The 12,666-nt window shown below is 63.8% G+C and carries 11 protein-coding genes; 3 read left to right on the top strand and 8 right to left on the bottom strand.

Going from position 1 to position 12,666, the window contains the following annotated elements; genetic code table 11:
* Positions 1-346 precede the first annotated feature (346 nt).
* Positions 347-631, top strand: coding sequence for a helix-turn-helix transcriptional regulator (locus G3A50_RS17235; protein WP_163076402.1), 285 nt, complete (start codon positions 347-349; stop codon positions 629-631).
* Here G3A50_RS17235 and G3A50_RS17230 read toward each other — a convergent pair.
* The 5 genes from G3A50_RS17230 to guaB form a co-directional block, all read right to left on the bottom strand.
* Positions 597-1,853, bottom strand: a complete 1,257-nt coding sequence (locus G3A50_RS17230; protein WP_137859462.1) for a tyrosine-type recombinase/integrase — start codon at positions 1,851-1,853, stop codon at positions 597-599. The genes G3A50_RS17235 and G3A50_RS17230 overlap by 35 nt on opposite strands.
* 294 nt (positions 1,854-2,147) lie before the next feature.
* Positions 2,148-3,719 carry a glutamine-hydrolyzing GMP synthase gene (gene guaA, locus G3A50_RS17225; RefSeq protein ID WP_163077784.1) on the bottom strand — a complete coding sequence of 524 codons (1,572 nt, stop codon included), beginning with the start codon at positions 3,717-3,719 and terminating at the stop codon, positions 2,148-2,150.
* 52 nt (positions 3,720-3,771) lie between these two features.
* Positions 3,772-5,085, bottom strand: coding sequence for an RsmB/NOP family class I SAM-dependent RNA methyltransferase (locus G3A50_RS17220; RefSeq protein WP_163076401.1), 1,314 nt, complete (start codon positions 5,083-5,085; stop codon positions 3,772-3,774).
* Positions 5,086-5,095: 10 nt separating this feature from the next.
* On the bottom strand, positions 5,096-5,527 hold the full coding sequence (locus tag G3A50_RS17215; protein ID WP_163076400.1) for an MAPEG family protein: 432 nt from the start codon (positions 5,525-5,527) through the stop codon (positions 5,096-5,098).
* Between the two features lie 47 nt (positions 5,528-5,574).
* Positions 5,575-7,065 carry an IMP dehydrogenase gene (gene guaB, locus G3A50_RS17210; protein ID WP_163076399.1) on the bottom strand — a complete coding sequence of 497 codons (1,491 nt, stop codon included), beginning with the start codon at positions 7,063-7,065 and terminating at the stop codon, positions 5,575-5,577.
* Between the two features lie 300 nt (positions 7,066-7,365).
* Between guaB and G3A50_RS17205 the strand changes: the two genes are divergently transcribed.
* The gene (locus G3A50_RS17205; RefSeq protein WP_163076398.1) at positions 7,366-8,799 is read left to right on the top strand and encodes an MFS transporter; all 1,434 of its coding nucleotides are present in this window, start codon (positions 7,366-7,368) and stop codon (positions 8,797-8,799) included.
* On the opposite strand, the gene G3A50_RS17200 is transcribed toward G3A50_RS17205, so the two are convergent.
* From G3A50_RS17200 to gloA2, 3 genes are all read right to left on the bottom strand, one after another.
* The gene (locus G3A50_RS17200; protein WP_163076397.1) at positions 8,800-9,528 is read right to left on the bottom strand and encodes an RlmE family RNA methyltransferase; all 729 of its coding nucleotides are present in this window, start codon (positions 9,526-9,528) and stop codon (positions 8,800-8,802) included. It abuts the gene before it with no gap.
* Positions 9,525-10,709, bottom strand: coding sequence for a Ppx/GppA phosphatase family protein (locus tag G3A50_RS17195; RefSeq protein ID WP_163076396.1), 1,185 nt, complete (start codon positions 10,707-10,709; stop codon positions 9,525-9,527). The genes G3A50_RS17200 and G3A50_RS17195 overlap by 4 nt, the downstream gene beginning before the upstream one ends.
* Positions 10,710-10,898: 189 nt before the next feature.
* On the bottom strand, positions 10,899-11,288 hold the full coding sequence (gene gloA2 / locus G3A50_RS17190; protein ID WP_163076395.1) for an SMU1112c/YaeR family gloxylase I-like metalloprotein: 390 nt from the start codon (positions 11,286-11,288) through the stop codon (positions 10,899-10,901).
* A 91-nt stretch (positions 11,289-11,379) separates the two neighbouring features.
* Here gloA2 and G3A50_RS17185 point away from each other — a divergent pair, with 91 nt between their 5' ends.
* Positions 11,380-12,666, top strand: coding sequence for a DUF2254 domain-containing protein (locus G3A50_RS17185; protein ID WP_163076394.1), 1,287 nt, complete (start codon positions 11,380-11,382; stop codon positions 12,664-12,666).

Genomic DNA, 12,666 nt, shown 5'->3' with positions numbered 1-12,666 from the left:
GTCTCCGTCGATGTCGGACGACGCCCATAGCCGCTCTGCTGCGCCAGCTCGCTGAGTTTCGGCCAGATTTTGAAGGATGGTACGGGTGGTCGGAATCGAACCGACACTCCTTGCGGAACCGGATTTTGAAGGGAGTCGCGTTTACTGAATGCGTCCCCACGTGGCGGGCTGCACACGTTTCGAGCTTGTCCATCAGACCCTATTCGTCCCTATGCTGCACCTAGCAGTCAGGAAGAACCCGCCGATGTGTACGCTATAGCCCGAAAATGCCGCAGGGCAGTTCGAGGGGGCTTCCGGTACCGACATCTATCGTTCTCAATCGCCTCAGCAACGAAGGAGATTGAGAATGCCGAAGACCGAAGCTCCCCAAATCAGGCGAACAATCCGGCGCCACCAGTTGCGCGAGATGGTGCCGATGGCTGACAGCACGATTTATGAAATGGAGCAGCGTGGTGAATTTCCCCGTCGGTTCGCGCTCTCACCACGGTGTATTGTTTGGGACCTCGCCGAGGTCGAGGCCTGGCTGACGGCGCGGCGGACTGCCCCGATCCGTCGAGCACAGCACCCCGACGTCACCAAGCGCAAGACCCGACCGATCAAAGGGCGGGATCAAGCTCCATCACAGGCATAGCTGTCGGCAGAAGCGTTGGGGCGTGCTTCCGACCGTCGATCCAGGCATCCACGGTATCCGCCCACTGCTGCATCATATGCCGGCGCTGCACCTCATACTCGGCCTTGTTGTAAACGCCGCGCGATGAGCGCCCGTCCTCGTGCGCCAGGCACTTTTCGATCCAGTCGCTGTTAAAGCCCAGCTCATTTAGCAGCGTCGAGCCCGTCCGCCGCAGATCATGGACCGTGAAAGGCTCCAGCGGCAGCCCCTCCTTCTTGGCCTGTTCGACGACGGCATAGGTGACCCGATTAAAGGTCGCGCGCGACATCGGCGCGTCCGCGTCGTACCGGGACGGCAACAGGTATCGAGAGTTCCCAGAGCAGGTCTTGAGCGCGATCATGATATCCAACGTCTGTCGGCACAGGTAGACGTTGTGCGGCTTCGACCGCTTCATGCGCTCCTTCGGGATGGTCCAGACGGCGTTGTCGAAATCGATCTCGTCCCACACTGCATCCTGCAACTCGCTCTTCCGGACCATGGTGAGGAGGAAAAGTTTCATGCCGAGGCGGATCGTCGGCAATGTCGCGACATGCTCGAGCTGTTTGAACATGATGCGAATCTCGGCGGGCGAAAGTGCGCGGTCCTTCGGCGTGAAGGTCGCGATCGAGGCCGGACCGACGTCATCGGCCGGGTTGGCGACCTTCTCGCCGTGCAGAATGGCGAAGCCGTAGATTTGCTTCAGGATATCCCGCACATGGATGGCGGTCGCTGGCGCTCCCCGTTCGACGATCTTGCCGCAGTGAGCGCGCAGATCATCGGGAGTGATCTCTGTCAGGAGACGATTCCGCCAGACGGGCATGAGTTCGCGCTCAAAGATGGAGCGGCGCATCGCGCGGGTGCTATCAGCCATGGTCGCGTTGGTCAGCCATTTCTCGCCGAACTGGCCGAAGCTCTTTGCTTCCTTGATCCGGCGCTTCTCCCGCTGCTTCTCGATGGCGGGGGACCGCCCTTCGGCGATCGCGCGCCGCGCGTCGATGCATAACTCGCGAGCCCTGGCGAGCGATATCCCGTCACGGGCATACCTACCGAGATAGACGGTCTCCCGCCTGCCGTTCAGCCGATAGTCGAGCCTGAACGAGATGGCGCCCGACGGTGCAACGCGCACATACATGCCGTCACGATCAGATACCTTGTACATTTTGGCTTTTGGTTTCAAGCACTTGAGTGCTGCATCGGTCAACATTTCGGGCCTCCTTGCGGAAAAGTACCGTCACGCGGTTTTTGGAGGCCTATGGCGTAGAAAGCGATTATAATTCAGCGTCTTATATCAAAAAAAGTACCGTCATGAGCCTCATTGCTCCTGACGGTACTTTCGTTTTTCCGGTTGATCAATGGGGGCAAGGCCCGTCAGCGGGGCCGCCGAATGCGATCTATGCCCACCGATAGATGTCGATAGGCACAGAAGAAATTTATTTTTGTTTTCAGTTTGTTAGATCGTACTTCAGCGTAAATTCGGCGGCGTTCGGATAGGTCTGAATCATTCCCACTCGATCGTGCCAGGAGGCTTCGAGGTTACGTCGTAGACCACGCGATTGACGCCCTTCACCTCGTTGACGATACGGGTCGCGACGCGGCCGAGGAAGGTCATGTCGAACGGATAGAAATCCGCCGTCATGCCGTCCACCGAGGTCACGGCGCGCAGGCCGACGACATAGTCGTAGGTGCGATAGTCGCCCATGACGCCGACGGTCTTTACCGGCAGTATCACGGCAAACGCCTGCCAGATCTTGTCATAGAGCCCATGGCGGCGGATCTCTTCCAGGTAGATCTCGTCAGCAAGACGCAGGATGTCGAGCTTCTCGCGGGTAATCTCGCCAGGGCAGCGAATGGCAAGGCCCGGTCCCGGGAAGGGATGACGGCCGACAAACACCTCCGGCAGGCCGAGCTCGCGGCCGAGGGCACGAACCTCGTCTTTGAAGAGCTCGCGCAACGGCTCGACGAGCTTCATGTTCATCCGCTCGGGCAGGCCACCGACATTGTGGTGGCTTTTGATCGTCACCGAAGGGCCGCCCGTGAAGCTGACACTCTCGATGACATCCGGGTAGAGCGTGCCCTGGGCAAGGAAGGCCGCGCCGCCGATCTTCCGGGCCTCGTCCTCGAACACATCGATGAACAGCTTGCCGATGGTCTTTCGCTTCACTTCCGGGTCGGTGACGCCCTCAAGCGCTGTCAGGAACAACTCCTCGGCTTCGACGTGCACCAGCGGGATATTATAGGCGTCGCGGAACAGGGTGACGACCTTCTCCGCCTCGCCAAGGCGCAACAGGCCGTGGTCGACGAACACGCAGGTGAGCTGGTCGCCGATCGCCTCGTGGATCAGCACCGCCGCCACCGAGGAATCAACGCCCCCCGACAGGCCACAGATCACCTTCTCGTCGCCGACCTGCTCGCGGATGCGGCGGATGGCCTCCTCGCGATAGGCCTTCATGCTCCAGTCGGATTTGAGCCCGACAATGTTGTGCACGAAGTTGGCGAGCAATTTGCCGCCGTCAGGCGTGTGCACCACTTCGGGATGGAACATGGTCGTGTAGATGCGCCGCTCTTCATTGAGGGCAATGGCGAACGGGGCATTCTCGGACGTGCCGGCGACCACAAAGCCTTCGGGTAAAACCGTCACGCGGTCGCCATGGCTCATCCATACCGGATAGCGCTGGCCCACCTCCCAGAACCCCTCAAACAGGGGGCTGGGATGCTTGATCTCGATGTCCGCGCGGCCGAATTCGGCGGCATGTCCGCCCTCGACCACCCCACCCAGCTGCAGTGCCGCGGTCTGCTGGCCATAGCAGATGGCGAGAATGGGAACGCCGGATTCAAACACCGCCTGCGGGGCGCGCGGGCTTCCTTCCGTCGTCACCGAAGCCGGGCCACCGGAGAGGATAACTCCCTTCGGCTTCAGCTTCTCGAAGGCTTCGGCCGCGCTCTGGAAGGGATGGATCTCACAGTAGACCCCTGCTTCCCGGACCCGCCGTGCGATCAGCTGCGTCACCTGCGAACCAAAATCGATGATGAGGATCGTGTCGTGATTAGGGGCGGCATCGGTGGGGATCATGTTCGGCTCTATCTCGCGGGCAGATCGGGCGATGTGTGGGTTCATACAAGGCTCAGGCGTCGCGCACCATGATGCTGACGAAGAAGCCGTCGGTACCGGTGCGCAGCGGCGTCAACAGCAGGCCCTCGGGCCGCTCCAGCGCCGCCTCGCGAAGGGCAATGCCGCGTTCGCCGAGTGCGAGCACAACATCGACCGGCGGGATGACATGAAAATCGGCATGGCGGTCGAGGAACGCACGCACCTGCCCGACATTCTCCTCGTCAAGAAGCGAACAGGTGATGTAGGCAAGCCGCCCGCCGGGCTTTACGAAGCGTTCCGCCGCTTCGAGAATCTCGGCCTGGTCCTTCATCCGCTCGGCAAGCGCACCGGGGCGCATCCGCCACTTGGCGTCGGGGTTCCGCCGCCATGTTCCGGTGCCGGTGCAGGGCGCGTCGATGAGGACGAGATCCATGCGGCCGGTGAGATCCTCAAGCACGTCGACGCCCGCCCTGCCCTTCCCCTTCGGCGAACGGACCTGGACGTTGTGCGCCCCCGCGCGCTGGATCCGCTCGTGGATCGGCGCGAGGCGACGTAGATCGTCGTCATAGGCATAAAGCTGACCGGCATTGTCCATCAGCGCGGCAAGAGCCAGGGTCTTGCCGCCGCCTCCCGCGCACAGGTCAAGCACCTGGGCGCCGCGCGCCGGGGCGGAGAGGATCGCGGCGAGTTGCGAGCCTTCGTCCTGAATTTCCACCATGCCCTTCAGATAGGCCGGCTCCGACGTCAGCGGCGGCGCCTTGCCATCGGCATTCGGGGCGATCCGCAGCGCGAGGGGAGACCATACGCCGTGTATCGGCGCGAGGTGATCAAGCTGCTGCATCGCCTTGGCAACGTCCGCCTTGAGCGTGTTCACCCGGAGGTCGAGAGGCGCGCGGTCGGCCAGCGCAGCTCCCTCCTGCGCCCGTCCTTCGCCGAACACGGCGGCGAGGGAGGCGTCGAGCCATTCGGGATAGTCGCCGCGCACATGGGCGGGAGCATCCTCCAGCGTGGCATTGCCAAGGCGGGCAGCTTCGGCATCGGACAGCGGGGCCGGCGCGAAGCGACTGCCGTCGCACAGCTGGCCAATGGCTTGGGCATCGAGCCCACGGCCAAGCTTGAGCATGCCGAGCACGAGCGCGCGCGGCGTTTCCTCGGCCATCAGCCAGGCCGACGAGGCCCGCCGGCGCAGCGTGTCATAGACCAGCGAGGACAGTGCCGCGCGGTCACCCGAACCCGCGAAGCGATGGCCCCGCCCCCATTCGGTCAGCACTTCCGCGGCAGGCCGGCGGTCGGCAAGAATGCTGGCGACAACCTCGATGGCTGCGGAGATGCGGGCGGTGGGTGTCACAGTTTTTCCTTCACGGCATGACCGGCGAGAACAGGATGCCGATGGCGAACAGCATCCACATGATGAGCAGCGCCAGCACGCCGAGAGCAAAGGCGGGGAAACGCAACCGGACATTATTGCTGGTGACGTGCACCGCCGCATGGACGAGGCGGCTGAGCACGAAGATCCAGGACAGCACCACAAAGGGCAGGTCCGCCTGCCGCGTGATCAGCGCAAATGCCACCAGTGCATAAAACAGCACCGGGAATTCGAACTGATTGCGCAGGCAATTGCTTACCTGCCTCACATTGACCGGCCACCCCGTGTCGTCGAGAACCACGCGCTTCTCATCCACCCCCCCGGCCCGAATTGCCGAGGCGCGCACGGCGCCCAGATGGATCAGGAGAACGAAGGCGAGCGCGACCTGCACGAAAACCGGAAGCAATATAGCGGGAATCGACATGGTACGGGCTCTCTTCGAGGGGCGGACCGGAACAGCGCCGAGGGGCCTCAGCCCCCCGCGGGATAGTTCGGGCTCTCGCGCGTGATGATCACGTCGTGGACGTGGCTCTCGCGCAAGGAGGCGCCGGAGATGCGCACGAACTGTGCCTTCTCTCGGTACTCCTCAAGCGTGCCGCCACCGACATAGCCCATCGCCGCGCGAAGGCCGCCGGCCAGCTGATGCAACACGCCGTTCACCGGCCCCTTGTAAGGCACCTGCCCCTCAATGCCTTCCGGCACGAGCTTCAGCGTGTCCTTCACCTCGGCCTGGAAATAGCGATCAGCCGAGCCGCGCGCCATGGCCCCTACCGAGCCCATACCGCGATACGACTTATAGGAGCGTCCCTGATAGAGGTAGACCTCGCCCGGGCTTTCATCCGTGCCCGCGAGCAGCGAACCGATCATCGCGCAGGAGGCACCGGCGGCCAGAGCCTTGGCGAGGTCGCCGGAATACTTGATGCCGCCATCCGCGATCACGGGCGTGTCGCTCTTCTGTGCCTCTTCAACCGCGTCAAGAATGGCGGTGAGCTGCGGCACGCCGACACCGGCGACGATGCGCGTGGTGCAGATTGACCCAGGCCCGATACCGACCTTGACCGCGTCCGCACCGGCATCGATCAGCGCACGGGCGCCTTCCGCCGTCGCGACATTGCCCGCCAGAATCTGCACCTTGTTGGAGAGCTGCTTGATGCGGCTCACCTGGTCCAGCACCTTGCGCGAATGGCCATGAGCCGTGTCGACCACCACAAGGTCGACACCCGCATCGATGAGCAGCTCGGTACGGTGATAGCCATCTTCACCCACCGTGGTCGCCGCCCCGGCGCGCAGGCGGCCCTGCTCGTCCTTGGTGGCGTTGGGGTAGGCAACCGCCTTTTCCATATCCTTGACGGTGATGAGGCCGACGCAGCGCTGCTCATTGTCGACCACGAGCAGCTTTTCGATGCGGAACTGATGCAGAAGGCGCTTGGCTTCGCCCTGCTCCACGCTCTCGTGGACAGTGACGAGCCGGTCCTTGGTCATCAGTTCGGAGACCGGCTGAGCGGGATTGGTGGCGAAGCGCACGTCGCGGTTGGTCAGAATACCCACCAGCTTGCCGTTACGGCCATTCGCGCCACGTTCCACCACCGGAATGCCGGAAATGCCGTGAGCCTTCATCAGCGCCAGTGCATCGGCGAGCTTCTGGTCGGGATGGATGGTGACGGGATTCACCACCATGCCGCTCTCGAACTTCTTGACCATCCGCACATGCTCAGCCTGAACTTCCGGCTCGAGATTTCGGTGGATGATGCCGAGACCGCCGGCCTGTGCCATCGCGATCGCAAGACGACCCTCGGTGACGGTGTCCATCGCGGAGGACAGGATCGGAAGATTGAGAGAGATCGTCCGAGTGACGCGCGAGGAAATATCCACCTCGCCCGGCATCACATCGGACAGGCCAGGCTTGAGCAGCACGTCGTCGAAGGTAAGCGCTTCCCGCGCGAGGCCGTCACGAACCGACATCGCCAACTCCCGATAAGGGCGTGCGGAGAGGTCTCCGTCATGCCCGATGGATGGATGAACGGAACGGAGCCAGCCTTGGTACAGCGGCTCCGCTACGAGTTGGCGAGGGCTCTTACCATGGTGCGATGCGCTTTCCTAGAAGTCTTGCTCTGTGTTGCACGCAATGCCGATCCGCGTCGCCCAACGCGATCATCGTCCCCACCTGATGACGGATTTGTGTGCATTTTGACATCGTCCGAATGCGCCATCGGCGTTAATAGCCCGGTGATCGGTCGCGTCCGATCGAAACAGGTCCTCGCCGTGCGCCCTGAACGTCTCGTTCCACTCATCGTCGCCTGCGCGCTGTTCATGGAACAGCTTGATTCGACTGTGATCGCCACCTCGCTGCCGGCCATTGCCGCCGACATGCACGAGGACCCGATCGCCCTGAAACTGGCGCTGACCTCCTATCTCCTGAGTCTTGCGGTATTCATCCCCGCCAGCGGCTGGTTCGCCGACAGGTTCGGCTCGCGCACCGTATTCCGCGCCGCCATCATCGTGTTCACGGCGGGCTCCATACTGTGTGGGCTCGCGCATTCACTGCCCGATTTCGTGCTCTTCAGAATCATCCAGGGCATGGGCGGGGCCATGATGGTGCCGGTCGGGCGACTGGTGATTCTGCGCACCGTGCCGAAGGAAGGTATCGTTTCAGCCCTTGCCTGGCTCACCGTGCCGGCGTTGCTCGGCCCCGTTGTCGGACCGCCGATCGGCGGGTTCATCACCACCTATTTCGACTGGCGACTGATCTTCTTCCTGAATATTCCGATCGGCCTGCTGGGCATCACGCTGGCGACGCGCTTCATTCCCGATATTCGCGAAGACGACGTCGGCGCCTTCGATTTTCACGGCATGGCGCTCTCGGGAGTCGGCCTTGCTGGCCTGATTTTCGGCTTCGCACTGCTCGGCCAGCACGCGGTGGCGTGGTGGATCGCCCTGTCGGTGATCGCCGTCGGCGCGGTGGCGATGTTCTTCTATGTGCGCCACGCGCGCGGCACGCCGCGGCCCATTCTCGATTTGACGCTGCTCAAGGTCCCCACCTTCTTCGCCGGCGTCATCGGTGCGTCCCTGTTCCGTGTCGGTATCGGGGCGATACCTTTCCTGCTGCCGCTGATGCTGCAGCTCGGCTTCGGGCTCACGCCCTTCGCTTCGGGGATGATCACCTTTGCCTCCGCCTTGGGCGCGATGACGATGAAGTTCACCGCAGCGCCCATCATCCGCATGTTCGGCTTCCGGCGGGTACTGGTGGTGAACTGCTTCATCGCGGCAGCCTTCGTCGCGTCCTCTGCCCTGTTCCGCCCCGGCATGCCCTATGCGCTGATGGTCGGCGTCCTGCTGCTGGGCGGGTTCTTCCGTTCGCTGCAATTCACCAGCACCAATGCGCTGTCCTATGCCGACATTTCGAACGAGGCGATGAGCCGGGCGACCAGCTTCGCCAGCGTGGCGCAGCAGGTGGCAATTTCGACCGGTGTCGCGGTGGGCGCCCTGGTACTCGATGGCATGCGCAGCTGGCGGGGCGACGGCGCGATCCAAGTCGAGGATTTCAGCGTCGCTTTCGCCATTGTCGGGTTGATCGCGATGTGCTCGGCGTTCTTCTTCATGCGGCTGCCGGCGGATGCGGGCGCGGCACTTGCCCGACGCCGCGAGAAACCTTCAGCGCCCGCGGAACCGCCCGGAGAGATGGGCAGCGCCGCCTGATCAGGCGTCCAGGTCGTCACCGCTGACGGAAGACCGGCCCCGAAACCCCATGGCAACCACATAGAGCTCAGCCGAATCCGCTCGGCTGGCCTGTGGCTTCACATGTTTCACCGTCGCGAAATTGCGCTTCAGTTCGGCCAGCAACGAGCCCTCGGTGCCCCCCTGGAACACCTTGGCGACGAAAGCCCCGCCCGGCGCCAAAACCTGCCCCGCGAAATCAATGGCGAGCTCGACCAGACCGACGATACGCAGATGGTCCGTGGCCCGGTGGCCGGTCGTGTTTGCCGCCATGTCCGACATCACGACATCCGCTTCGCCACCCAGCATTTCCTTCAGACGATCCGGCGCGTCATCCGCGAGGAAGTCCATCTGGACGAAGTCGACCCCCGTGACCGGGTCGATCTCAAGCAGGTCGATCGCGACCACATGGCCACCGCCGTCTTCCGCCTTGATGCGCTTGGCCGCGACCTGGCTCCAGCCCCCCGGCGCGGCGCCGAGGTCAACCACCCGCGCGCCCGGCTTCAGGAACTTCATCTTGTCGTCGATCTCGATGAGCTTGAAGGCGGCGCGCGAGCGCCACCCCTCGCGCTTCGCACGAGCGACATAAGGATCATTCAGCTGACGCTGGAGCCACTTTTGCGAAGAAGAACTCAGCGAACGCGCTTTCTTCAGGCGCACCTTCAGTGGGCGGGATTCACCACCCTTGCTGGCTTCCGGCTTGTCGATCACGTCGTCACTCCAGCGTGGCGGCGCCAAACGCCATCCGCACGCATCAATTCTACCAATATGCCCTCCCGCAGACCGCGATCGGCGACGCGCAGGCGGTCGCACGGGAACGCCCGGCGCACCGCTTCGAGGATCGCACATCCCGCAAGCACGAGGTCAGCGCGCTCAATACCGATACAGGGATTGGCCGCGCGCTCGGAGAAGGGCATGTCGAGGAGCCGGTCTACCACAACGCGGACCTGTTCGGCACCGAGCCATGTGCCGTCCACCTGCGAGCGGTCGTAACGCGGCAGGTCGAGATGAACGCCCGCAATTGTGGTAACGGTGCCGGACGTACCCAGAAGATGCAGCCTGCCGCAATCATGGGGCCCCACGGCTTTGACGAAACCGTCAAGATGCGGGCTGAACTCGTTGACCATCGCCTCGAAATCGGCGCGCGTGACTTTCACGCCGCCGTGGCGTTCGGCCACGGTAACGACCCCGAGCGGCACCGACACCCAGGCACGGATGATCGCGGCGGGCGGCCCACCGTCCCTTGTCTCGACACGGTCGAGCCAAACCACTTCGGTCGACCCGCCGCCGATGTCGAACAGCACGGCACCGTCCGAATAGGGATCGACCAAGGGCGTACAGCCGGCCGCTGCAAGCCGTGCCTCCGTCTCACGGTCGACGATTTCGAGCTTCAGCCCGGTCTGCTCGGCAACGCGGTTGATGAAGTCGGCGCCGTTCGTTGCGGAACGGCAGGCCTCCGTGGCGATCAGACGACTGTCCGCGATGTTGCGCGCGCCGATCTTGGCAGCACATACGGCGAGCGCGTCGACGGCACGCGTCATCGCGGCGTCGCCGAGCTTGCCGGAGCAGATCAGTCCCTCGCCCAGCCGTACGATTCGCGAGAACGCATCAATCACGCGAAAGCCGCTGGCCGTCGGGCGAGCCACGAGCAGGCGGCAGTTATTCGTGCCGAGATCCAGCGCCGCGTAGCACGGGTCATTATTGCGCGGGCTACCGCCGCCGCCATTGTCGGCCCGCGCTCCATCACGCCGCCGGCCATGCCAGTGGCGCTGACGGGTCCGATCCGGCGATTTGTCGTCCCGCGCCAACGCAGCATCGCTCGACGATCTCTCGTCGCGCGGCAACCTGCCTGTTGCCCGCTGGCCCGCCCACGTCTCGGTCTCGTCGACCATTATGAATTCCCCGGCCGAAGCCGCTTGGCCGATCACCGCGCGAAGCGCCGTCTCGGCCGAATATTCCAACATCTCGCGTGAAATGTAACATTCGGGGGCTAGGGCGCAATTGACTTCATGCCTGCCAAGCGTGGAGCGCCGGCCTCGCGGCGAGATCTTCGCGGCAATAGTAGCCCGGCCCTGGCCGCCTCACGCACCCTCGCTGTGCTCATAGAGTTCCAGCGGCAGCCCGTCAGGGTCGGCGAAGAAGGTGAAACGCCGTCCCGTGAAGGGATCGGTTCGAAGCTCGTCGACGGCGATCCCCAGGCTCGTGAGACGCCCGATGTCGGCCTCGATGTCCTCGGTCGCGAAGGCGAGATGGCGCAATCCGCAGGCTTCCGGCCGACTGGGGCGCGGTGGTGGGGTGGGAAAGGAAAACAGTTCGATGCGTGCGTTTCCCGCGTCGAGGTCGCACTTCCACGATTGCCGCTCGGCTCGATACGCCTCATGGAGGACGCCAAGGCCAAGCACCTCCACGTAAAAATGCCGGGAGCGATCATAGTCGGAGCAGATGATCGCGATATGGTGGACGCCGCGCATGGCGGCAGAATAGCGTGGCCGGGCTCTGGTTTGGAACCCCGCAGCCTGCGGGGCGTAGTCCCGGTACAGAGCGAGGGGTGGGCGAGCCGCAATGTCGAGATGGCAATGGATTTTCCGCCAGTTGGCCCGGCGCCTTTGGCTGCGGGCCACGCTGATCGGCGCGTTGGGCGTGGGCGCGGCGGTCCTCGCGACGCTGGCGGAACGGTTCTTTCCCGAGCCGCTGGCGTTCGACATGGGTGCCGACGCGGTCGACAGCATTCTCTCCATCATCGCCTCCAGCATGCTCGCCGTGACCACCTTCTCGATCAGCGTCATGACCTCGGCATTCGGGGCGGCGACCAGCAATGTGACGCCGCGCGCCACCAAGCTGCTGATGCAGGACCGCACCACGCAGAACGTTCTCTCCACCTTCATCGGATCCTTTATTTTCAGCATCGTAGGCATCATCGTGCTGAAGGCGGGAGCCTATGGGCCGCAGGGACGCGTGGTGCTGTTCATCGTCACCATCGCCGTCATCATGCTTGTGGTGGGAACGCTGATGGGGTGGATCGACCACCTCACCAGACTTGGCCGGGTCGGCGAAACCACCGAGCGGGTTGAGGCCGTCACTCTCTCCGCGATCAACTCGCGCCTCACCCATCCCTGCCTTGGCGGTGTGCCCCTGCGCTCGAAGATCGCCCTTCCGGAGACCTCTCCGGCGGTGCGCGCGGAGGCGACCGGATATGTCGAGCATATCGACGTGGCGGAGATCGCCGACTGCGCCGAAATGCTGGACTCCGACATCTTCCTGGCGGTCGTTCCGGGCGCCTTCGTCTACCCCGACACACCGCTGGCGCATGTGGTCGATCGGAAGGCCAGTGAGGGTGATGAGGACGATGAGGACGCATTCGAGGCCGCGCTCGACAGGGTACGCCGTGCGGTTTCGATCGGACACGAACGCAGCTTCGACCAGGACCCGCGATTCGGCCTCGCGGTCCTCAGCGAGATCGCGATGCGGGCGCTGTCACCCGCGGTCAACGATCCGGGAACCGCGATCGACGTGATCGGCCGCTGTGCCCGGCTGCTCATCCTCTGGGCCGAGGGAGAGACCAAGGCGGAGGAGATCGAGGTCAGGTATCCACGCGTCCATGTGCCGGCGCTGGACACCGCCGATCTCTTCGATGACGCGTTCCGGCTGGTCGCCCGCGACGGCGCCCGCCAGATCGAGGTGCAGATGCGGCTGCAGAAGGCGCTGCGCGCGCTGAGCCAGGTCGGCGATACCGCGTTCCGGGAGGCGGCGCGCCACCAGTCCCGCCTCGCGCTTGAAAGGGCGGAGACGGAGATGACGATGGACGCCGACAAGGAGATGCTGCGCGCCATGGTCAATTCGCCCCCGTGA

The sequence above is a fragment of the Ancylobacter pratisalsi genome (assembly GCF_010669125.1).
Classification (GTDB): Bacteria; Pseudomonadota; Alphaproteobacteria; order Rhizobiales; family Xanthobacteraceae; genus Ancylobacter; species Ancylobacter pratisalsi.
The sequence above is the reverse complement of the archived record's forward strand: the minus strand, read 5'-3'. Positions and strand labels throughout refer to the sequence as shown.